We start from the raw sequence: 20,165 nt of genomic DNA on the forward strand, positions 1-20,165 counted from the left end.
GGGTTCATGGACATCTTCACATTGGCGATATCCACGCCAGTCTGATCAGACTTGACGCGCACCTTGACGTTGTAGTCGACGACGCGCTTGACCGGCACCAGCACTTTCATGCAATAGCTCCTTTTTCATATGAAATCCCGGTCGTCGCAACGACCGGGACGGTAATTTCCCAATGCCGGGACCGGCATGCAGACAGGCGGGCCTAGGCCTCGTCTTCCCTCGATTCCGCCTGTAGTTCAGCCTGGATCTCGCGCACGGTGTTGGTCAGTATCTCGACCTTCTCTCGCAGAAAACTGCCCGCGAGACGCTTCTTCAAGGCGGAAACGCTCAATGCGCCCACCGGCAACCCGTGCCGGTCGAAGATCGGCATGGCCAGCGACAGGATCTCCTGCACTTCGAGCACTTCGTTGATGAAGTACCCCTTCCTGCGCACATGCGCGATGTGGTGCCACATGGTGGCGGTATCGAACCTTGGATAGTCCCGATCCAGCCGTGCCTTGTTGGCCTGGTAGATACGCTCGATCTCGTCATCCTCGAAACAACTCAACAAGGCAATCGCACCGCCGCCGATATTCAAGGGACGGTGCCGGCCGACATCCGTTACAAAAGCCTTGACCGGATACGCACCCTCGGCGCGCGCCGCGCAGACCCCGTCGAAACCCGATCGTATGGTCAGGAAGGCTGTGTCGCCCGTCGCTTCGGCCACCCGTTGCAGGAACGGCAGACAGACATCCCGCAGATCGAATTGCGGCGCCGCCGCCAGGCCCATTTCGTAGACCAGCGACCCCAGGAAGTACTTCTTGGTCCGGCCATCCTGGCGGACGAGGCGCTCCGTTACCAGGGCCTGCAGGATCCTGTGCGCGGTCGGGCGCGAGAAATCAGCCGCCTTGTACAGATCCACCAGACGCATTCCCACACGATTGTTCGTGGTGATCAGCGTCAGCAGCTTCGCACAGCGATGAATCATCTGCGTGCCGGTGCGGCCTTCATCGGTGACCGCATTATCCTCAAACCTTGCATTCATTGCACGCTCCTAAATCTCACTTTGTAGACTTTTGTATGTGGTCAAAACCGACTATACCCCTAGATAATGGTGGAACGATATCCAGTTTTAAAAAAATAGTCCACATTGAGGGAGATTTATCAGGTGGCAACCGATACCTTGGACACCAGCACATCCGGCATTTCGGCCGTGGTGGGCATAGGCCACACCGATTGGGTGGAAGACTACAAGCGCGTGCGCAATGGCGAAAAGCCGCATGACTCCTATGGCTACGCCGCCCTTGCGTTCAAGCGGGCGCTGGACGACGCCGGCATTTCGCGCGACGAGGTCGACGGCCTGATCGTCGGCCCCACGACGGCCTATGAGCGCATGGGAGAGATCCTGAACATCGATCCCCGCTGGGGCGGGCAGGCGGATGCCGTCCAGGCGGTGTTCCAGGCCGTCATGGCGATCAAGGCGGGCATGGCCGAGGTCGTGGCGCTGGTCTACGGCAACGACCAGCGATCGGCCGCGGTCCAGTACGGTGGACCGGAAGCGATGGGCGGCGGGTCCTTTCTGTCGTACGTCTATCACAGCCCCTGGGGCCTGACGTCGCAGGGCGCGCTGTATGCGCTGATGTTCCAGCGCTACAAGCAATTGCACGGTATCGGCGACAGCGATCTCGGACAGGTCGCCGTCGGCCAGCGGCAATGGGCCAGCCTGAACCCGAACGCGCTCATGCGCAACAAGCCGCTCAGCCTGGACGATTACCTTGCCGCGCCGTACATCGCCGAGCCGTTGCGGATGAACGACTACTGCCTCATCAATGACGGCGGTGTCGCCCTCATCGTCATGGAAGCAAGCCGCGCCCGCCGCCTCGCCAACAACAAGGCGGTGACGATCCACGGCCTGGGCCGCAGCGACCTCAACCATCATGCCACCAGCCTCGGGCCGCGTTTGATGGACTTTTACCTCCCGGCGCAGCGCGGTGCGGCCGAGCAGGTATACGCGGCCGCCGGCGTGGGCCCCAAGGACATCGACGCCCTGATGGTGTACGACAGCTTCAGCCCGCATATCTTCTTCGCGCTGGAGGGCTTCGGCTTCTGCAAGCCTGGCGAAGCCGCCCGGTTCATCGCCGACAACGGCATCGGCGTTGGCGGCAAGTTGCCCGTCAACACGCATGGCGGCCATATCTCGGAGTCGTACATGCAAGGCTGGAACCACCAGATCGAGGCTGTGCGGCAGGCGCGCGGAAAAGAGGGGAAGCGGCAGGTGCCCGACTGCCGTTTCGTGCAGTACGTTTCGGACGTAGCTGGCAAGGCCATGTCCATCATTTATGGACAGTGAAGAAGGTTCCGGATCATGAAGAAAAATCCCCGCTTGTACTCTCCCTACGATGCGCCCATGTGGGAGAGCATTGCCGAAGGCCGGATGAAGTTGCAGCGCTGTCCGGAATCCGGCGTGTTCCGCTACCCGCCCGGCCCGATGTGCCCCGTCAGCCTCAGCATGGAGTACGAATGGACGCCCATTTCGGGAAATGCCAGGATCATCGCCTGGACGGTGTTCCATCGCCAATACCTGCCGGCCTATCCCGCTCCGCATCTGGTGGTCGCCGTGCAGCTTGAGGAAGGCCCCATCATGGTTTCGTACATGGACCACTCCGAACTGGACAAGGTCAAGCTCGATGCGCCGGTCAAGATGGTCTATGCCGATCATCCCGATGGCTACCGCGTACCGAAATTCGCGCTGAATTGACGGCACGCATCCAAAGCACATGCCCGCCGCGCGCTTCATGCGCGCGGCGGGCATGTGCTTTTCGGCGCCGGTCCGGCCGAACGATGCTATGGGATCAGGTGGATTCCAGAAGAATGGCTTGCAGCCGGTCCCGGTACAGGCTCAGCTCACGCGTGCGATCGGCATTGAAGTTGAACAGGGAAGACGCCAGGGCCTGTTCCCGATCCTGCTTCGACACCCCCTCCAGGCGATCGGGCAAGCCCAATCCCTGTATCAGCGATCGCACCGCCTCGGCCACGCATTCCGGTCTCGCGGCCTGCGCCGCCGGCAAGTCCAATGCCTTGCCCATTTGCGCGACGGCATCCGGGCAGAGGTCCGCAAAATGCCGGATTGCCGAAGCCGTCAGCAAGACGTGGGTGGCCCCCTGGTCCAGATGCGGGACACCATTGAACAGGGCGGCGCCCAGGGCATAGACTGAACGCGCCACCCAATGCGCGTCGAAGGGGCGCCCGCCGTCGTCCTCGTCCCGATTCTGCAACAAGGCCGCGGCGCACATATCCAGGCGAGCCTGGACGTCGCCGGGATCCCGCATGCGCGGCAAGGCGGAGCGCGACAAGGTATAGGCATGCAAGCGCGAAGCCTGGACCAGGGGATTGGCCTGGCGGACCGCCCCGATATTCATCAAGGCGCGCCAGTAGACCCCCAGCCCGGTCGACAACGCCAGCGAGGGCGGCGCGCTCGCCAAGGCCTCCGCATCCCAGAAAATCGCGGCGGGACGGGTCTTGGGGTCGAAGAATTCCAAACGCGGGCCGCCGTTGCCGCGCCGCAAGGCGGCGCCAGCCCGGTTCTGGGCCGACGTCGCGGCGGTCAACACGTTGAAGATCGGCGGCTTGGGCTGCCGCAACCGCGGGCTCACGGGGGCGCCATGTTCGGGATATTGAGTGGCGAGCCGCGCCAGCTCTCCCCCTTCGCCCAGCGCCATCGCGATGACGCGCGTCCCTTTCAAGACGCTTCCCGCGCCGACCGCGATGAGCAGGTCGGCCCGGCAGGCGGCGGCCTGCCGAACCGCTTCTTGCACGTCTTCCAGCGGCGCGTCCTTGCCCAGGCGGGTGTATGCCCCCGCATAGGAATCGCCGAGAAGCTCGCGGATGCGGGCCAGCAAGGGCGTGCGTGTCGCCACGCTGTTCCCGCACACGACGAAGGCGCGCCGCGCGCCCAGCCGGGCGGCCTCGCGCGGCAGCAAGTCCAGCGCGGCGGCCCCGGCGTGGATGCGAACGCCGGGAGAAATGGAAGAGAACTCCGCCATGGCCGCCTCTTTCCGTCAGGCCGCGGGAATGCCGCTGCGCAGCAGTTCGCGCGCCACGACCCACCGGTGCACTTCGCTTGGGCCTTCCACGATGCGCATGACGCGGCACATGCGCGAGATGTACTCCAGGGGCAGCTCCTTCGATACGCCCATGCCGCCGAACAACTGCATGGCGCGATCGACCACCCGGGTGATCATCTCCGTGCCTTGCACCTTCACCATCGAGCCATCGAGGCGGACGTCCTTGCCAGAGTCCATCTTCCAGGCCATTTGATAGACCATCAGGCGAACCATTTCGATCTCCTGGTAGCTGTCCGAGATCCACCATTGCACAGCCTGCCGGTCGGCCAGCGGCGCGCCGAAGGTCTGGCGCGTATTGGCCTGTTCGATCATCATGTTCAGGCAGCGGGTGGCCAGGCCCAGGCAACGCGAGGCGATTTCAAGGCGGCGCACGCCCAGGCGCTTGGACAAGGGAGCGAAACCGGCGCCCACTTCGCCCAGCACCTGGCTGTCATCCAGTTCGACGTTGTCGAAGACCACCTCGTAGGGGTGGTATTCGCCGATCATCGGGAACGAGGTCGGGATGCTCAGCCCCGGCGTGCCCTTGTCGACCAGGAAGGCCGTGAATTTGGATCGCTTGTCGGCCGCCGCGTCCGTCACGGCCATCACGATCATGAAGTCGGCGCGGCGCGCGCCGCTGATCCACAGCTTGGTGCCATTGAGCACCCATTTGCCATTCTTGCGCTCGGCGCGCGTCTTGATGGCGGCGGCGTCGGAACCCGCGCCGGGCTCGGACAAGGCCAGGCAGCTCTTCTTGTCGCCGCGGGAATAGGGCAGCAGATAGCGATCCACCTGCTCGCCCTTGCAGAGCTCCTTGAGCATGAACAGATTGGGGCTTTCCGGCGGAAGCACGAACGGAACGATACTGTTCTTGAGTTGCTCGATCACCAGGCATTTGGTCAGCATGCCCAGGTCCTGGCCGCCGAATTCCTCGGGAACGTCGATACCCCAAAGGCCGATGTTGCGCGCCTTTTCCTGCAGCGCGGCTTCCAGTTCGGGCGGAATGAGGGCGGTGTCGGCGAAACCGCGTTCGGCCTCGCGGCGGATGATCAATGCTTCGTGGGGAACCAACTCTTCCTGTACGAAGCGCGCTACGGTCTCGCGCACCATGCGCGAGGAATCGGGCAATTCAAAATCCAATTTGTTCTCCTGGTGTTCTTGGTTCTAGCGGCCTTGGTAGACCGGCGGGCGCTTTTCCTGGAAGGCGCGCCGCCCTTCGATACGATCCGCCGTATCGCGCAGCAGGCCGAATACATAGCGTTCATTGTCGAGCGCGGCGGGCAGGGGCATATCGGCGCCGCTGGTGACCAGGCGCTTGATTGACCGCACCGACAACGGCGCATTCTGCGCAATGCGCAGCGCGATCTCCCGCGCCGCGGGAAGCAGTTCGTCGCGGCCGACCACCTTGCTGACCAGGCCGATGCGCAGGGCTTCGGCCGCGTCCACGCGGTCGCCCGTCAGGAGCATCAGCATCGCATTGGAGGCGCCGATGGCGCGCGGCAGGCGTTGCGTGCCGCCGGCGCCCGGGATACTGCCGATGCGGACTTCGGACAGCGCGAAAACAGCGTTGTCCGATGCAACGCGGATATCGCAGGCCAGCGCAAGCTCCATGCCTCCGCCCATCGCATACCCATTGATGGCGCAGATCAGGGGCTTGTCGGTATCCAGGCCTTCCAGCAGATGATCCGAATGCGCGCGGCCGAAAGCCAGCTCGGCGAAGCTCTCCTTGGGCGGCATGGTTTTCTTCAGGTCGGAGCCGGTGCAAAAGGCCTTGTCGCCGGCGCCGGTCAGGATGGCGACGCGGATGTCGTCGTCTTCTTTGATCCGTTTCCAGGCGGCATGCAACTGCCCCCGCATCTCGGGGTCGATGCTGTTCATTGCTTCGGGGCGGTTCAAGGTCAGCGTGGCGACATGATCCTGGACGGCAATATCTAATGCCATGGTCTATCCTTTGCGATGTATGCGTTCAAATTCGGAGCGAGGCCGTCAGGACAGGACGCCTTCGGCGCTCAGTTTCTCGATCGTGGCATCGTCAAGCGCCAACAGATCGCGGCAGATTTCAGCGGTATGCTGGCCCAGCAGAGGAGCGGGCGACGACGGTTCGGAATACGCGTTCGAAAAACGATAAGGGGGCGAGTTGTAGGTGCTCAGGCCCATTTCCGGATGGTCCAGGGTCACCCAGTGGCGGCGGTAGTCCAGTTGCGGATCGTTCACCACATCGCGAGCGTCGTAGACGGCGCCCGCGGGCACGCCGGCATCCTGCAGCGCTCGCGTGAGTCCAGCCATGTCGTGTGTTGCCGTGCGCTTCGCCACTTCGGCATCGATCGCCGGGCGGTGCAGCAGGCGTTCCTGCATGGTGGCCCAGCCGGCTTGAACGGCAAGGCCCAGAACCGCCGCCAGTTTTTCCCATTGAGCGTCGTCGCAAACTTCGATGGCAATCCAGCGATCGTCTCCCGCACAGGGATAGACCCCGCTGGGGGCGTGTCCCGGCCTTGCATTGCCATGGCGGGATTCGATGACACCGTTGACCAGATAATTCATCAGGGCGGGCCCGATGAACGCCAGGGTGGGCTCCATCTGCGCCAGGTCTATGAACTGGCCGCGCCCGGTCCGGCGTTGATGGCGCAGCGCGGCAAGGATGGCGAAGGCCGTGTGGCCGGGATTGGGAATGTGGTCGGGATAGTTCGTGCCAGTGCCGGCGGGCTCGCGATCGGGCAAGCCCGTCATGTGCTGCAACCCTGTCAGCGCGGCGATCGTCAGGCCATAGCCCAGGTCGGATTTCTCGGGACCTTCGGCGCCTTGCATGGACATCGATGCGTAGACGATGCGTTCGGACAAGGCGCGGACCGCTTCGTAGCCCAATCCCAGTTTATCCATCACCCCCGGGGTGAAATTGTTCGTCACCAGGTGGGCATCGGCGATCAAGCGCTTGGCCATCTCCAGGCCACGCGGATCCTTGACGTTCAGGGTGATGCTGCGCTTGCTCGAATTCCGGTCCGCGAAGTAGCCGCTGCGGTTGACGCCGGGCTTCCCGTCCTTGAACGGCTTCGTCACCCGCAGCGTATCCAGGCGTTGGGAAGATTCGATCTTGATCACTTCCGCGCCCAGGTCGGCCAGGATCTTGGTCGTATAGGAACCCGCGCCTATCCACGAGAAATCGATGACGCGCACGCCTGCCAATAGAGATCTCATTGCACTGTTCCTTGCTGCCGCAGCACTTGCTGCTGGTCTTGGGTGAATCCGGCCCAAGCCAGGATGTCCCGGGTATGCTCGCCGAGCCGGGGCGCCCGTTTGCGCAGCGCCCACGGCGTTTCGGACAATTTATATGGCGCGCCCGGCATGCGAAGCCGGGTGCCGCAAGCGTCCGTCACGTCCACGAAGTACCCTCGATATTCACGTTGCGGGCTTTGGCAGATATCGCGCGTATCGCAGATCGGCGCCAGGGGGATGCGGCGCTCGCGGCCCTTGGCGTGCAGTTCGGCTTTCGTCAGTGTGCGCGCGAACGGCGTGAAGATCTGGCCGAAGCGTTGCTTGGCTTCCTCCGTCACAAGGAAAGCCTGGTCCAGCCAGCGCGGCTCGCGGAACTGCTCCGCGCCCGCCACGCCCTCGCCGATCAGCCAGTCCGTCGTCACCGCCCAGAACTTGTTGCTGCCCACGCCGCCCGCCATCAGATAGATATAGCCATCGCGGCACTCGAATACGCCGGTTCCCGCCAGCCGCTGCGTGCCGGCGTTGCGCTTGCGGATGGAGCCTTCCAGGTCGTAGAACTGGACGGCGTTCTCCATGCCCAGGACCACGCATTCCTGCATGGATACATCCACGTGCTGCCCGATATTGCTGGTTTCGGCGTCGTACACCGCGGCCATTGACGCCACGCCGGCGAATACGTTGGCCGCGCCCACGGCCTGTTCGCCGCATGCCACCATCGGCGCCGTGTCGGGATAGCCGGCCAAGTACATCATTCCGCCCATGCCCATCGCCGTAAGATCGGTTGCCAGCCAGTGGGAGAAGGGCCCGGACTGGCCAAACGCGGTAATGCTGGTCAGCGTGAGCGACGCGTTGAGCCCGCGCAGATCGGCAAAGCCCAGGCCGCGCCGCGCCATCGCGCCAGGCTGTTCGCTTTCAATGACCAAGGCGGATTGGCTGGCCAGCCTGCGGAAGACTTCCTGGCCGGCCTCGCTGTCCAGGTCCAGGGCGATGCTCTCCTTGTTCGTATTCTGATACTGGAAAGTCAAGCTGGAATCCGGATCGTCCCGACCGGAAATCCGCGGCTCGATATGCCGGGTGGGCGCGCCTTCAGGAGGCTCCACCAGGATTACCCGGGCTCCAAGGTCAGCAAACAGCTTGCCGCAGTAGTTCCCCAGGGGGCCCGCGACGTCAAGTACGGTGATGCCCGCCAGCGCGGCGGCATTTGGCGTCGATGTCATGTGATGTGTCCAGCTTTGCCGAGGTCGTGCGTAAACGCGTAAGGGAACTTATTGAACGTGGTAGACGCCGGCCTTCTTGGCGACGTCCGACCATTTCTGCAGGTTGTGTTCGATGTTCGTGCGCTGTTCTTCCGGCGAACTCGCGACGACGTCGTAGCCCAGTCCTTCGAGTTGCGCCTGGCGCTTCTTCAGAGACCTGACGATGGCCGAGTTGAGCGTTTCCACGATCTTCGGGTCGGCATTGGCCGGCATATTGAATCCATACCAGGTATCCGAGTCGTAGCCCTTCAGGCCGATTTCGTCGAGCGTGGGGATGTCGGGGAATTGCTTGTTGCGCTTTGGGCTGCCGATGGCCAGGATGCGGATTTTTCCGGCCGAAACGAATTCCTTGGCGGAGGCCGACTGGACGAACATCATGCTGATCTGGCCGCCAAGCAGGTCCGTCATCGCCGGTTCGCCGCCCCGGTAGGGGACGTGGAGGATGTTCACACCGGCCATGCTTTTCAGCAGTTCGCCAGCCATGTGCTGGGAGCTGCCCAGGCCGGCCGATCCGTAGCTCAGGCTCTCGGGATTCGCCTTGGCATGAGCGATGAGGTCCTGAGCCGTCTTGAAGGGAGAGTCCGAGCGCACGACCAGCACGATGGGCGCGTTGACGGCGATCGACAACGGCGTGAAATCCTTCAGCGAGTCGTAGTTCAGTTTCTTGTAGACGGCCGGGTTGACCGACATGATGCCGTCGGTCGTAAAGCCGAACGTATAGCCGTCGGCAGGCTGACGGCGCAGGAAATCCGCGGCGATCGTTCCGCCCGCGCCAGGGCGGTTCTCGACGATCACCGGCTTCTTGAATTCCTCGCCCAGGTCCTTGCCCACCATACGCGCAAGGGTGTCCGTGCTGGCGCCGGGGACATACGGCACGATCAACTTGATCGACTCGGTGGGGTAGGCGTCGGCCGCACTTGCCTGAACGGCGGACACCAGACACACCGTTCCGGCCAGAAATTTCATCCACTGCTTGATGGAAAACATCGATGTCTCCTGTTTTTTTGTTGAATTCAAAAATCGATTGCGTATGACGACTGCACGCTCAGGCACGAGCCGCGAGGCGTATAGATGTTAGGCAGACATCAACGCACAAGCAACGTCCAGAGGGCCACAATATGAACTAATTGGTTGGGTGTTATGGAGGAGTATGGGAGAGGTGCCGCTATTTGCTCTCACATTACGGACTAATATCAGGGCCTGGAGATGGACGGCGGGCGGGTTCCTGGCTCAGAATCGCTGGCATTCCATCAGAACTTCCACTACGGAAAGAGACATGCCCAAGCCAGTCCTCCCCCGGAAAACCTGTGTGCTGGTTTCCGCGCACATCAAAGACCAGGGACACGAGGCGATTGCCGAACTGGCCGCCGCGCATGGCGGCGAGATAACGCTGATCGCGGCGACGTCCGAACTCAGCCAACAGGATCTGGACAGCGTCGGCGTTGCTTTTTTCAGCCGGGACATTCACACCATGCCCGGCCGGCCGGCCTCCAATGAAGAAACCCGTCTTTTCTTCCGCCTGCTGGGTGCCTGCCCCCACCTGAAATGGCTGCATATCTTTTCGGCCGGCTCGGACAGCGCGGCGTACCGGAAATTCCAGGATCGGGGCGTAGTGGTCACCACCAGCCCGCAAGCCAGCGGCAAGGCGGTGGCCACCAGCGCCTTGGCGGGCATCCTGGCGCTGAACAAACGATTCGCGTGGCACTACGCCAATCAACAGGCCCGCGCATGGCGAGCCATGCCCGACGAGATCTGTCCTCTTCCCCTGGACCGGCAGACCGCCGTGCTCATCGGTACAGGGCACATCGGCGCCGTGCTGGCGAAATGCCTGCGGTCCCTGGACATCCGCACCGTCGGCATCAATCGCAGCGGCAAGGCGGTGCCGGACTTCGACGAGACGATGCCGCTGGAACGATTGGACAGCGTCATCGGCGAAGCCGACTGGCTGGTGATTTGCTGCCCTTTGACGGACGAAACCCGTAATCTGATCGATGCCCGCAGGCTTGCAGCCCTTCCCCGAAGTGCATGCCTCGTCAATGTCGGGCGAGGCGGCATCGTCGACGAACCCGCCCTGATTCAAGCCCTGCGGGAGAAACGGATTTCCGGCGCCTACCTCGACGTTTTCGAGCGCGAACCATTGCCCCCCGAATCCGAAATCTGGACGTTGGACAACGTCATCGTCACTCCGCATTCCGCGGCCCGTATCGCCGATTTCAACGAGCGGGCATTTGCGTGCTTCCTCGGCAACCTGGAACGCTGGCTGGCCGGCCGGCCACTGGCAAGCATCGCCGAGTGACCCGCCAGGCCGCCGCGCCTGCTCAATTGTCCAGCGAGATATTCTTGGCCTCGATGACATCGGCCCACATCTTCCGATCGGCCTGGATCAGGGCCGCATAGTCCTGCGGGCTGCTTTTCGCCGGAAGGACGAATCCCAGATCGCCGAATTTCTTCCGGAAGTCCGGATCGTTCAGCGCCGTATTCATCGCCGCCGATAAGGTGGAGATGCGGTCTGGCGGAGTCGCCGCCGGCGCCATGAATCCATAGCGGACCGTCACGATGAAATTCGGATAGCCGAGTTCCGCGAAAGTCGGGACGTCAGGCAGCATGGGCAGCCTTTCCTTCGAGGCAACGGCCAAGGCGCGCACATTGCCAGCCTTGATCTGCGGCAGCGCGGATCCGACCACGCCGAACAGCGCCTGGACCTCCTTGGCCACCAGGGCTTGCATGGCCGGAGCCCCGCCCTTATAGGGAACGTGAGTCATTTGTATGCCGGCCATCTGGTTGAACAGTTCACCGGAGAGGTGGAACGTGCCGCCGATACCCGTGGAAGAGAAGTTCAGCTTCCCGGGATGGGCGTGCGCATAGGCCACGAATTCCTTGAGATCCCGCGCGGGCAGCGATGTGTTGACCAGCATCACCAAGGGCAGGTCGCTCACCAGCCCGATAGGCGTCAGATCCTTGTCCGGGCTGTAGGACAGCTTCTTGTACAGCAGGGGATTGAGCACCGCCGTGGAGTCCGAGGCCAGCATGAATGAGTATCCGTCGGCCTTGGAGCGAGACACATGAAGCGCCGCGATGATGCCATTACCGCCAGTCTTGTTTTCCACCACGACGGGCGACTGTAGTTCGCGCGCCATGCGCTCGCCCATGGCGCGGGCGATCAGGTCCGTCGTCGCTCCCGGTTCATAGGGCACTGTCAGCGTGATGGGGCGGTTGGGAAATGTCTCGGCCGCAGCCGTTGCCGCATAGCTATACCCGCACGCCGCCACCGCGGCGGCGGCCGCCATCTGCCGGAATACCCTGGGTTTCCAGTACTGCTTCTTATGCATTTGTTGTCTCCTTCTGGGCATGGTTTATTGTTGTGGGAGGCCGTTGCGCAGCAGATCGCGCGCAATCACCCAGCGATGCACTTCGCTGGGCCCCTCGACGATGCGCAACACCCTGCACATGCGGGCGATGTACTCCAGCGGCAATTCCTTGGACAAGCCCATGCCGCCGAAAAGCTGGATGGCCCGGTCGGCAACACGCTGGATCAGCTCGGTTGCCTGCACCTTGACCATGGAACCGTCGCGCCGGAAATCGGCTACGCCCTGGTCGATCTTCCAGGCCAGGCGGTGGATCAGCAGGCGCACCATTTCGATTTCCTGATAGCTGTCCGAGATCCACCATTGGATCGCCTGCTTGTCGGCCAGCGGAGAGCCGAAGGTCTGGCGCGTATTGGCCTGCTCGATCATCATTTCCAGGCAGCGGCTGGCCAATCCCACGCAACGCGAAGCGATGTCCAGGCGGCGTATGCCCAGCCGGTTGGTGAGCGGCACGAATATATTTCCCACGTCGCCCAGGACCTGGCCGTCTTCCAGCTCGACCTCATCGAAGAACACCTGATAAGGGTGGAATTCACCGATCATGGGGTAGGAAACCGGAATGCTGACGCCGGGAGTCCCCTTGTCGACCAGGAACGCCGTCATGCCTCCCCGGGACCCGAGCTTCGGGTCCGTCACGGCCACGACGATCATGAAGTCGGCGCGGCGAGCGTGGCTGATCCACATCTTGGCGCCATTGAGCACCCATTTGCCGTTCCTCCGTTCGGCCCGCATCTTGATGTTGGCCGCATCGGAGCCGGCGCCGGCCTCGGAAAGCGCGATACAGCTCTTTTTCTCTCCGTTGGCGTAAGGCAGCAGATACTTGTCGATCTGCGGCCCCTTGCACAGGGCCTTCAGCAGATGGAGATTGGGGCTGTCGGGAGGAGGGACGAACGGCACGATCGAATGCTTGAGCTGCTCGATCACCACGCACTTCGCCAGCATGCCGAATTCCTGGCCTCCGAACTCCTCCGGCACGTCTATGCCCCACAAGCCCACTTCGCGGGCCGTCTGCTGCAGCCGCGCTTCCAGCTCGGCTGGAATCAGAGGATCGTCGCCCATGCCGCGCTCCGCCTCGCGCCGGATGATCAGGGGTTCGTGCGGAATCAGTTCGCGCTGCGTAAAGTTCCGCACCGTGTCCTGAATCATCCGGGTGGTTTCAGGCAAAGTGAAATCCATGTTTGCTCCTTGCTCCATGCCTTATATTTCGATTCGATTTTTCCAGCGCGCGATCGAGAGGAAATCCTCGATCCGGGCCTTCGGGTCCGACGCGATCGCCAACTGGGCGCCCGCATCCGCTTGCAACCCAACCCAGCCATAGCAGTCCGTGGCCTTGGCCATGAGTTCGTCGTCCGTCAGGGGCAGGACCGCGGAGCCGCGCAATGCGTCGACCTTGCGCTCGATGCATTGGCCGTCGCGGGTGTACAGGCGCACCAGCGCCCAGCGCGGAAGGATCGAGTCCCCTTGCGTGCTGCGCCCTTGCACGAAGGGAAGAAATGCCTGGATGGCGGGGCGCTGCACGCTTTCGTCCGTGAAGGCGGCCAGGCCGACGTGGCCGTCCAGCAGCGCCGCGGCAACCGCGTACTCCAGGCTGAACTTGCCCTGCAATCCCGTCGCCGGCCGGTGATGGATGAGCGGAACCAGCGCGCCGGGACTGGTTTCGATTTCCACGCGCTCCACGTCCGCCAGGGCGATGCCGTGTTCCGCCCGCAGATCCAGCAAGCCATCCAGGACCCTGTGGGTCGCGTAGCACAGGGGATATTTCTTGACCTCCAAGCCGCTGGAGATCAGTTCCAGCGGCGTCTGGCCCAGCGTCGCGAGCGCCGCCGACAGGTCCTGCCCTTGTCCATAGAGCGCGGCGTAGCCCTGCTGGGCATCCATGGCGTCGGGAGACGAGGTGAATCCTGCCTGCGCCAGCCGGGCGGCGCGTATCGCCGCCGCGTTGGCGTGACCCGCCTGGAAGGATTTCGCGTCCGAGCCGAAATTCGCGCGCGTGCCCGCCGCCTGGGCGACCGCCATACCGACCGCATGCGCGGTTTTTTCCGCATCCAGCCGCAATAGGTGCGAGCACGCGGCGACCGTGCCGATGATGCCTATGCTGGCGGTGACGTGCCAGCCTTTTGCATAGGCATCGACGGCAACGGCCTTGGCCAATTTGCACATCACTTCGAAGCCTACCGCATAGGCGGACTGCAACCGCCCCATGCCGGCGCTCTCGGCCTCGGCCAACGCTATCAGCGCGGGCCATAGGACCACGCTGGGGTGGCCGCGCAATGGCGAAGTCACGTCGTCGTAATCCAGCACGTGGGCGGCGACACCGTTGTAGAACGCCGCTGCTTCCGCGGTGGCGCGTCCGGGGCATCCCCACAGCGACGCCTCGTCGCCGGTTCCCAGTGTCGCCAGATAGGCCATGGCGCGCGAAGAGGCCGGCTCGTTCTTGCCGGCCACGCCCACGGCATAGGTATCCAGCAGAGAGCGCGCGCAAGCCTGGCGCAGCGCGGGGGTCAGCACTTCGGGGTTGAACGCCGCGGAAAATGCCCCAATCCGTTCAGAAGGAGTCATACAGATCTTCCCTGTTTTCAAGCCATCGACCCGCAGTGGGCCGAGGTCTCGTCGCCGTCCGATTCCACCCGCATGCGCGAGGGCAAGGGTACGGGGACATCTATTCAATTAGTCCATAATTTGGACTATGTTGAGACAACAAAGTACTTACTCTACCCAATACCCGCGCGCTGGTCGCATAATTGGACCGCCATAAGGTCCATATAGTGAAAAATGTTGATCCGAACCAAGCGCGATGCCAACAATGGAACCCAGGTCCTGCAACGTGCCGCCGCACTGTTGCGCCTGATCACAGCGAACAATCGCATGGGCATGCGCCTGACGGATTTGCACTGCCTGAGCGCCATAGAGAAGCCGACGGCCCATCGCATTCTGCAAGGCCTTATCGCCGAACAAATGGTTCGGCAGGACAACGCCAACAAGCGCTATTACCTCGGCCCGGCCATGTATGAAATGGGGCTTGTCGCTGCCCCCAGGGTGGCATTGCGCGACATCTGTTTTCCCCATCTCCAGGCGATCGCGGAGCAGACTGGCGACACCGCATTCCTGACGGTGCGCTCGGGATTCGACGGGTTATGTATCGATCGGGCCGAAGGTGGCTTCCCGATCAAGGCATTTGTGCTCGACATAGGGCGGCGGCGCCCGTTGAACGTGGGCGGAGGCAGCCTGGCGATACTGTCGACCTTGCCTGAAGCCGAGATCCAGCGCATATGCAGCGCGAACGCCGATCGCGTCAAGGCCAACTTTCCCCGCTACAACGCGGCGGATCTGCTGCGCGATATCGCCGCGTCGCGCGCGCGCGGCTACGCCGTCAAGGATGTGCTGGAAATACCCGAGGCGCGCTCCGTCGCCGTACCGATCTGCGGGCATGATGGAGAGGCCATCGCCGCCATCAGCGTGGCCACCCTCAAAGCTCGATTGGACGATGCGCGCGCGGCTACCGTGGCGGGATGCATCGCGCAGGCCGTCGCCCAGATAGAAAACCGGCTCGATGAGGCGCGCCGATAACGGGCGCAATAGGCCCGCTGCCTCGACTCATAGGAATTGTTCGAGCTTCATCGGAATCGACCGAATATCTCATCGGCATGGATCGAGCATCTTGTCGGAGTTGATCGAGCATCTCATCGGAATTGATCGAGCCGCAGTCCAGGACACCTAAGTGGCTGCCGTCAGAGGCGCAGTGGGTCAATTTCGCATCATTTATTTCGAAATTCAGCCAAATATGTCGTATTTGCAATTGTTTGCATTGATCGACGATGTGAGCGGTGCGCTTTAAGAATAATCTTATATTTTTCACACTGCGTGGCCCGCAACATGATGACTACTGCAACGTACTCGCCGCTATCCGGTACGTACGTAGTCCATCTCACGCCTTTTCGGATTTGTATGGGTACGGCTCGGATAGGGGCCAAGGAATATCCCCATGCAAATCAAGCTCAGCCCTATCATGATGGGCCTGCTCGCCGCCGCGCTTCCCACGACGATGTGGGCGGCAGAGCTGGGCCAGGTTGTCGTGTCCGACCCCTCCGGGACGACGCGGGTCACGTTGAACATCGGAGATGCCGTCACTTATGCCGGGACCGGCGCGGCCATCGACGTATCGGTTGCCGGCAACGCCGTGATTGGCGACAGGGTCACGATCACGGCCGGCTCCGCATCGGCCAAGAATACCGTCGGCGTCCGGGCGACGTCGGGGGGATACGTCAAGCTGGTCGACAGCATCGTCGAGAGCGTGGGCGTAGGCCAGAATGCCCATGCCCTGCATGCCAAGGGGGCGGACAGCCTGATCGAGGCCACGGATTCCCTGATTTCGACGCAGGGCGATTATTCCTACGGCGCCTATGCGCAGGATGGCGGAAAGATCGTCCTGGACGGGGGCGGCATTTCCACGGCCGGCCGCAGCAGCGCGCTTCGCGCCGAGGGCGCGAACTCCACCATCACGGCCAAGAACCTGAGCATTACCACGGGCAAGAACGCCGATGCCGTCTATGCGGGCCAGGGCGGGACCGTGACGCTCGAGAATTCCACGATCAGTTCGGGCCCCGCCGGATCCGGAGGCGGCTTGAATGCGTTCGGCGCGGGCTCGCTCATCTCCATCCGTAATACCGACGTCGAAGTCGGCAGCGGCGGCGTGGCCGCCAGCGCCGGTAACGGCGGGCGCCTCGAAATGGACGGCGGCACGCTGCGGGCCGCCGATGGCGGCTATGCCGCCGTCGTGCTGAGCGGCTCCTATGGCGGCGGGCAGGCGTCCTCGGCGGACATCCGCAACGCGACGCTCGTCATCAATGGCACCTACGTCTACGGCATCAACATCAATGCCGAAAATACATCCGCTGTAATTGAAAACGTTTCCATCGACGTTCAGGGCAGCACGGGCGCTACGGGCGTCTGGCTGCCCTCCATCGGCACCTCGTTGACGGCCCGCCGCTTCGACATCACGAGTTCCGACCTGGGCATCGACGCCCGCGCGGGAACCGTGACGCTGGAGGACGGGTCCGTGACCACGCAGCGCACCAACGGTTACGGGCTCTATGCCTCTCGCGAATATGGCAGCACGGCCACGATCAAGGCCAAGAAGGTAAAGATCGAGACTTTCGGCGCCGGCGGGGTCGGCGCGCTGGCACGGTTGTCGGGAGCCGAGATCGCCCTGGAGGACTCTTCCGTCACGACGCACGGCGAGGGCGCCTATGGCCTGTTCGTCAGCGGGGCGGGCGCCAAGATGTCCACGCGCAACACCAGCGTGACGACCTCGGGCAGGAATGCGACCGGCCTGGCGATGAGCAACCGCGCGGCGGTGACCCTGGACAACACCCAGTTCTCCATGTCCGGGGCCGACGCGCGCGGCATCTGGAGCTACACCACCAGCGCGGGCGTCAGCAACGCGGTGACGCTGAAGAACGGCACGCACATCAGCACCCAGGACGGCGCCGGCCTGCTGGCCACCGGCGGCAGCCACACCTTCACGATCGAGAATTCCGGCATCACCGCGCGTTCGGGCGGCGTGGAAGAGGACGGCGTATTGCTGCACTCGCGCGCCGTCACCGTCACCAGCGGCGGCGTGTCGACCGTGATCGAAACCGAACAGGTCGCCCTGGACGCGACCAACGCTGCGCTGAAGGGCGATGTCGTGATGGACAGCGGCAGCGCGGACATCTCGCTCAAGAGCGGTTCGGTGCTGACCGGCGCCTTGATCGAGCGCGGCATCGGCCGCGTCAACAGCCTGTCGCTGGACGGCTCCAGTACCTGGAACGTCCGCGGCGATTCGTCGCTGGGCACCCTGAACGCCGCCGGCACCGTCGCGTTCACCTCGCCGGGCGCGGGCGGCGCATTCAAGACGCTGACCGTCAATAACTATGTGGGCGGCGGCACGCTGGTGCTGAACACCCGCCTGGGCGACGACAGTTCGCCTACGGACCGGCTCGTGATCGACGGCGGCACGGCCTCCGGCAATACCTCGCTGCGCATCGTGAACGCGGGCGGCGTCGGCGGGCGGACCGAATACGGCATCCGGGTCGTCGAGACGATCAACGGCGGCACGACGGCGGCGGACGCGTTCCGGCTGGACGCGGGATCGACCGGCTATCGTTCGGGTTCCGCCACCCTGGCCCTGAACGGCTACGATTACAGCCTGGTTCGCGGCGGCAACGGGGGCGTGGCGCCGGACTGGTACCTGACCTCGGACTATACGCCGCCGGTGACCCCTCCCGTCACGCCGCCGGTGAAGCCGCCCGTCACCCCGCCGGGGCCGCCCATCGCGCCGCCGGAGATCCTGCCGCCCGTGGCGCCCGGTTTCAGGAACGTGTCGCCGGAAAGCGGCGCCTATCTCGGCAACCAGCGCGCCGCCACCCGCCTGTTCACGCACAGCCTGCAAGATCGCGCGCCGGCCTACCACGAGGCGTCCGATGACGGCCGCGGCGTGTGGGCGCGGGCGCAGGGCCGCCACGATGGCGGGATGCGCATGCAGGAAGGCAAGGTCGACATCGATACCGACAGCGGGATCCTGCAATTGGGCGGAGACCTGCTGCGGGCGCCGGTCGGGCAGGGCGGGGCCGCGTACGCGGGCTTCATGGGAGGTTACGGCGAGGCGCGCAGCCGGTCCACGTCCACGTTGATACTGCCGGGTTCGGGAACGAAGGTGCACGCCCGGGCGCGAGGGAAGGTGTCAGGCTATTCCGTGGGCATGTACGCGACGGTGTACCAGAACGACGCGACCCGCCTGGGCGCCTATGCGGACTCGTGGCTGCAGTACGGCCGCTATTCCAACCAGATCAGCAGTGAGCTGGGTTCCGCCCGTTATCACTCCAACGTCTGGTCCGCTTCGCTGGAATCGGGCTACGCGCTGCTTCCTTTCGCCGCGGATTCCGCCCTGGGCAACCTGGTGGTGGCGCCCAATGCGCAAGTGGTCTACAGCCGCTATGACGCGAAGGACGCCACGCTGCAAGGCACCCGCATGCGCAGCGGCAGCGATAACGCCTTGACCACGCGGGTGGGCGTGCGGCTGTATCCCGCCGCGCCGGCGGGGGCGGACCGGCCGGCGGTGCGTCCGTTCCTGGAAACCAACTGGCTGCACAGTAGCAGCAACGCGTCGGTCCGGATGGGAACCAGCACGCTGGACGCGGTGCCGGCGCGCAACGCGCTGGAACTCAAGCTGGGCGCCGAGGGCCAGGTCGGCAAGGCCGTGCAGGTGGCGGGGCACGTCTTCGGCCAGGCCGGCAACGATAGCCAGCGCGGCTACGGCGGCATGTTGAACCTGCGCTACCGCTGGTAGCGCGGCAGGGCGGCGGCCAGATCCTGGCCGCCGGACGCAAAAAGCGCGGACGGAAGATGTCTTCCGTCCGCGCTTTTTTTTTTGTCTGGAGGCCTGCGTTAGCCGCGCGGCGGGTAGCGGGAGCCGACGCGGAAGTTGCGCCAGTTGTCGCCGCTCAGCGCGAGCAATGCCCTGAGGCTGTCCGCGCCCAATGGCGGGGACAGCACGTCCCCCTGGAATTGCAGGTCCGGGAACATGCGCATCCAGTGCAGGTCATGCGCGTGGTCCGCGTTCGAGACCAGGACGGGAAGCTTGGCCAGGTCGGCGCGTTCCAGCAGTTTGATGAACCGGCCGCGCAGGGAGGAATACTCGGAAAAACCGGAGGGGACCCTCAGGTGCAGGCCGGTGACCCGCAGGGCTCCGTAAGAACTGGGCCCGCTTCTGGCGATGGTGGGCATGAGCCTGGTGCGCAGGCCGATGTGGAATTCGGTGTAGGAGGAGAAGAGTTGCGAGCGGGCGTGCAGGTGGGAAACCAGGGGAGCATGGAACGTCACGAGGGATGCCGGATAGGAGCCATCGAAACGTTGCTCCGGCGGCCGGTCCGGGCTGGCAAGGAGTTCGTTGCCGTTCAGGGCCACCCCGCCCGAGGCGCATACCTCGGCCGCCGACCAGCCGATCCGGGGGGGGATGGTCGCCGTAGTTCACGGAAAAAGGGATGCGTTCGTTGAATGCCTGGAAGAACGCAATGGCGTCGTGCACGAGGCGCGTGGGCTGGCCGGGAGCGCTGCGCCGCCATTCGTAGCGGCGGGTGGGGATGGCGACCGCGTACTCAAGCACCAGGCCCTTGGCTGAGAACACCGGTTGAAAGTTCAACCCTTCGATAGCCGGGCGTGTCGGCGCGCTTGCCGCAGCGGCATCGTGGTTCACTAGAGAGTCCATTGATCGC

At 63.8% G+C, this 20,165-nt stretch carries 16 protein-coding genes and 1 pseudogene; 5 read left to right on the forward strand and 12 right to left on the reverse strand.

The features are described 5' to 3' along the window. Together AVE30378_RS13865 and AVE30378_RS13870 are read right to left on the reverse strand one after the other, a co-directional pair. Positions 1–110 (reverse strand): annotated as a pseudogene (locus tag AVE30378_RS13865) (electron transfer flavoprotein subunit beta/FixA family protein); the annotation flags it as partial. 92 nt (positions 111–202) lie between these two features. Continuing rightward, entirely contained in the window at positions 203–1,024 is an 822-nt protein-coding gene (locus AVE30378_RS13870) for an IclR family transcriptional regulator (RefSeq protein ID WP_129241461.1), read from the reverse strand. Positions 1,025–1,147: 123 nt separating this feature from the next. Between AVE30378_RS13870 and AVE30378_RS13875 the strand changes: the two genes are divergently transcribed. Together AVE30378_RS13875 and AVE30378_RS13880 are read left to right on the forward strand one after the other, a co-directional pair. After that, positions 1,148–2,329, forward strand: coding sequence for a thiolase family protein (locus AVE30378_RS13875; protein WP_244235039.1), 1,182 nt, complete (start codon positions 1,148–1,150; stop codon positions 2,327–2,329). A 15-nt stretch (positions 2,330–2,344) separates the two neighbouring features. Beyond that, positions 2,345–2,737 carry a Zn-ribbon domain-containing OB-fold protein gene (locus AVE30378_RS13880; RefSeq protein WP_129241462.1) on the forward strand — a complete coding sequence of 131 codons (393 nt, stop codon included), beginning with the start codon at positions 2,345–2,347 and terminating at the stop codon, positions 2,735–2,737. A gap of 94 nt (positions 2,738–2,831) precedes the next feature. On the opposite strand, the gene AVE30378_RS13885 is transcribed toward AVE30378_RS13880, so the two are convergent. From AVE30378_RS13885 to AVE30378_RS13910, 6 genes are read right to left on the reverse strand one after another with little or no spacing between them, the layout of a single operon-like run. Continuing rightward, positions 2,832–4,022, reverse strand: coding sequence for an iron-containing alcohol dehydrogenase (locus tag AVE30378_RS13885; RefSeq protein ID WP_129241463.1), 1,191 nt, complete (start codon positions 4,020–4,022; stop codon positions 2,832–2,834). Between the two features lie 15 nt (positions 4,023–4,037). Continuing rightward, on the reverse strand, positions 4,038–5,222 hold the full coding sequence (locus AVE30378_RS13890) for an acyl-CoA dehydrogenase family protein (protein ID WP_129241464.1): 1,185 nt from the start codon (positions 5,220–5,222) through the stop codon (positions 4,038–4,040). A gap of 24 nt (positions 5,223–5,246) precedes the next feature. Beyond that, the gene (locus AVE30378_RS13895) at positions 5,247–6,023 is read right to left on the reverse strand and encodes an enoyl-CoA hydratase/isomerase family protein (protein ID WP_129241465.1); all 777 of its coding nucleotides are present in this window, start codon (positions 6,021–6,023) and stop codon (positions 5,247–5,249) included. Positions 6,024–6,068: 45 nt separating this feature from the next. Further along, positions 6,069–7,274, reverse strand: coding sequence for a CaiB/BaiF CoA transferase family protein (locus AVE30378_RS13900; RefSeq protein WP_129241466.1), 1,206 nt, complete (start codon positions 7,272–7,274; stop codon positions 6,069–6,071). Further along, positions 7,271–8,509 carry a CaiB/BaiF CoA transferase family protein gene (locus AVE30378_RS13905; protein ID WP_129241467.1) on the reverse strand — a complete coding sequence of 413 codons (1,239 nt, stop codon included), beginning with the start codon at positions 8,507–8,509 and terminating at the stop codon, positions 7,271–7,273. The genes AVE30378_RS13900 and AVE30378_RS13905 overlap by 4 nt, the downstream gene beginning before the upstream one ends. Positions 8,510–8,557: 48 nt before the next feature. Then, entirely contained in the window at positions 8,558–9,535 is a 978-nt protein-coding gene (locus tag AVE30378_RS13910) for a Bug family tripartite tricarboxylate transporter substrate binding protein (protein ID WP_129241468.1), read from the reverse strand. A gap of 289 nt (positions 9,536–9,824) precedes the next feature. Between AVE30378_RS13910 and AVE30378_RS13915 the strand changes: the two genes are divergently transcribed. Then, complete coding sequence (locus AVE30378_RS13915; RefSeq protein WP_165360184.1) at positions 9,825–10,844, forward strand: D-2-hydroxyacid dehydrogenase; 1,020 nt, start codon at positions 9,825–9,827, stop codon at positions 10,842–10,844. Between the two features lie 22 nt (positions 10,845–10,866). On the opposite strand, the gene AVE30378_RS13920 is transcribed toward AVE30378_RS13915, so the two are convergent. From AVE30378_RS13920 to AVE30378_RS13930, 3 genes are all read right to left on the reverse strand, one after another. After that, positions 10,867–11,835 carry a Bug family tripartite tricarboxylate transporter substrate binding protein gene (locus AVE30378_RS13920; protein WP_165360185.1) on the reverse strand — a complete coding sequence of 323 codons (969 nt, stop codon included), beginning with the start codon at positions 11,833–11,835 and terminating at the stop codon, positions 10,867–10,869. 66 nt (positions 11,836–11,901) lie between these two features. Further along, the gene (locus AVE30378_RS13925; RefSeq protein ID WP_129241471.1) at positions 11,902–13,089 is read right to left on the reverse strand and encodes an acyl-CoA dehydrogenase family protein; all 1,188 of its coding nucleotides are present in this window, start codon (positions 13,087–13,089) and stop codon (positions 11,902–11,904) included. A gap of 21 nt (positions 13,090–13,110) precedes the next feature. Further along, positions 13,111–14,472, reverse strand: a complete 1,362-nt coding sequence (locus AVE30378_RS13930; RefSeq protein WP_129241472.1) for an MmgE/PrpD family protein — start codon at positions 14,470–14,472, stop codon at positions 13,111–13,113. A 213-nt stretch (positions 14,473–14,685) separates the two neighbouring features. Here AVE30378_RS13930 and AVE30378_RS13935 point away from each other — a divergent pair, with 213 nt between their 5' ends. Together AVE30378_RS13935 and AVE30378_RS13940 are read left to right on the forward strand one after the other, a co-directional pair. Further along, positions 14,686–15,480, forward strand: a complete 795-nt coding sequence (locus tag AVE30378_RS13935; RefSeq protein ID WP_129241473.1) for an IclR family transcriptional regulator — start codon at positions 14,686–14,688, stop codon at positions 15,478–15,480. Positions 15,481–15,895: 415 nt separating this feature from the next. Continuing rightward, a complete protein-coding gene (locus AVE30378_RS13940; RefSeq protein WP_208742391.1) occupies positions 15,896–19,240 on the forward strand; it encodes an autotransporter outer membrane beta-barrel domain-containing protein in 3,345 nt (1,114 codons plus the stop codon). A 98-nt stretch (positions 19,241–19,338) separates the two neighbouring features. Here the strand turns inward: AVE30378_RS13940 and AVE30378_RS13945 are convergent, their stop codons facing one another. Next, positions 19,339–19,773, reverse strand: coding sequence for a hypothetical protein (locus AVE30378_RS13945; protein WP_129241474.1), 435 nt, complete (start codon positions 19,771–19,773; stop codon positions 19,339–19,341). Positions 19,774–20,165: the final 392 nt, after the last annotated feature.

Origin of the sequence: Achromobacter veterisilvae, from assembly GCF_900496975.1 — a bacterium.
Lineage (GTDB): Bacteria > Pseudomonadota > Gammaproteobacteria > Burkholderiales > Burkholderiaceae_B > Achromobacter > Achromobacter veterisilvae.

Bases quoted from the DNA above. Each gene is read 5' to 3' on its own strand.
- AVE30378_RS13870 (WP_129241461.1), bottom strand. From the start codon at position 1,024: ATGAATGCAAGGTTTGAGGATAATGCGGTCACCGATGAAGGCCGCACC.
- AVE30378_RS13880 (WP_129241462.1), top strand. From the start codon at position 2,345: ATGAAGAAAAATCCCCGCTTGTACTCTCCCTACGATGCGCCCATGTGG.
- AVE30378_RS13885 (WP_129241463.1), bottom strand. From the start codon at position 4,022: ATGGCGGAGTTCTCTTCCATTTCTCCCGGCGTTCGCATCCACGCCGGG.
- AVE30378_RS13895 (WP_129241465.1), bottom strand. From the start codon at position 6,023: ATGGCATTAGATATTGCCGTCCAGGATCATGTCGCCACGCTGACCTTG.
- AVE30378_RS13900 (WP_129241466.1), bottom strand. From the start codon at position 7,274: ATGAGATCTCTATTGGCAGGCGTGCGCGTCATCGATTTCTCGTGGATA.
- AVE30378_RS13905 (WP_129241467.1), bottom strand. From the start codon at position 8,509: ATGACATCGACGCCAAATGCCGCCGCGCTGGCGGGCATCACCGTACTT.
- AVE30378_RS13910 (WP_129241468.1), bottom strand. From the start codon at position 9,535: ATGTTTTCCATCAAGCAGTGGATGAAATTTCTGGCCGGAACGGTGTGT.
- AVE30378_RS13915 (WP_165360184.1), top strand. From the start codon at position 9,825: ATGCCCAAGCCAGTCCTCCCCCGGAAAACCTGTGTGCTGGTTTCCGCG.
- AVE30378_RS13920 (WP_165360185.1), bottom strand. From the start codon at position 11,835: ATGGCGGCCGCCGCCGCGGTGGCGGCGTGCGGGTATAGCTATGCGGCA.
- AVE30378_RS13925 (WP_129241471.1), bottom strand. From the start codon at position 13,089: ATGGATTTCACTTTGCCTGAAACCACCCGGATGATTCAGGACACGGTG.
- AVE30378_RS13930 (WP_129241472.1), bottom strand. From the start codon at position 14,472: ATGACTCCTTCTGAACGGATTGGGGCATTTTCCGCGGCGTTCAACCCC.
- AVE30378_RS13935 (WP_129241473.1), top strand. From the start codon at position 14,686: ATGTTGATCCGAACCAAGCGCGATGCCAACAATGGAACCCAGGTCCTG.
- AVE30378_RS13940 (WP_208742391.1), top strand. From the start codon at position 15,896: ATGCAAATCAAGCTCAGCCCTATCATGATGGGCCTGCTCGCCGCCGCG.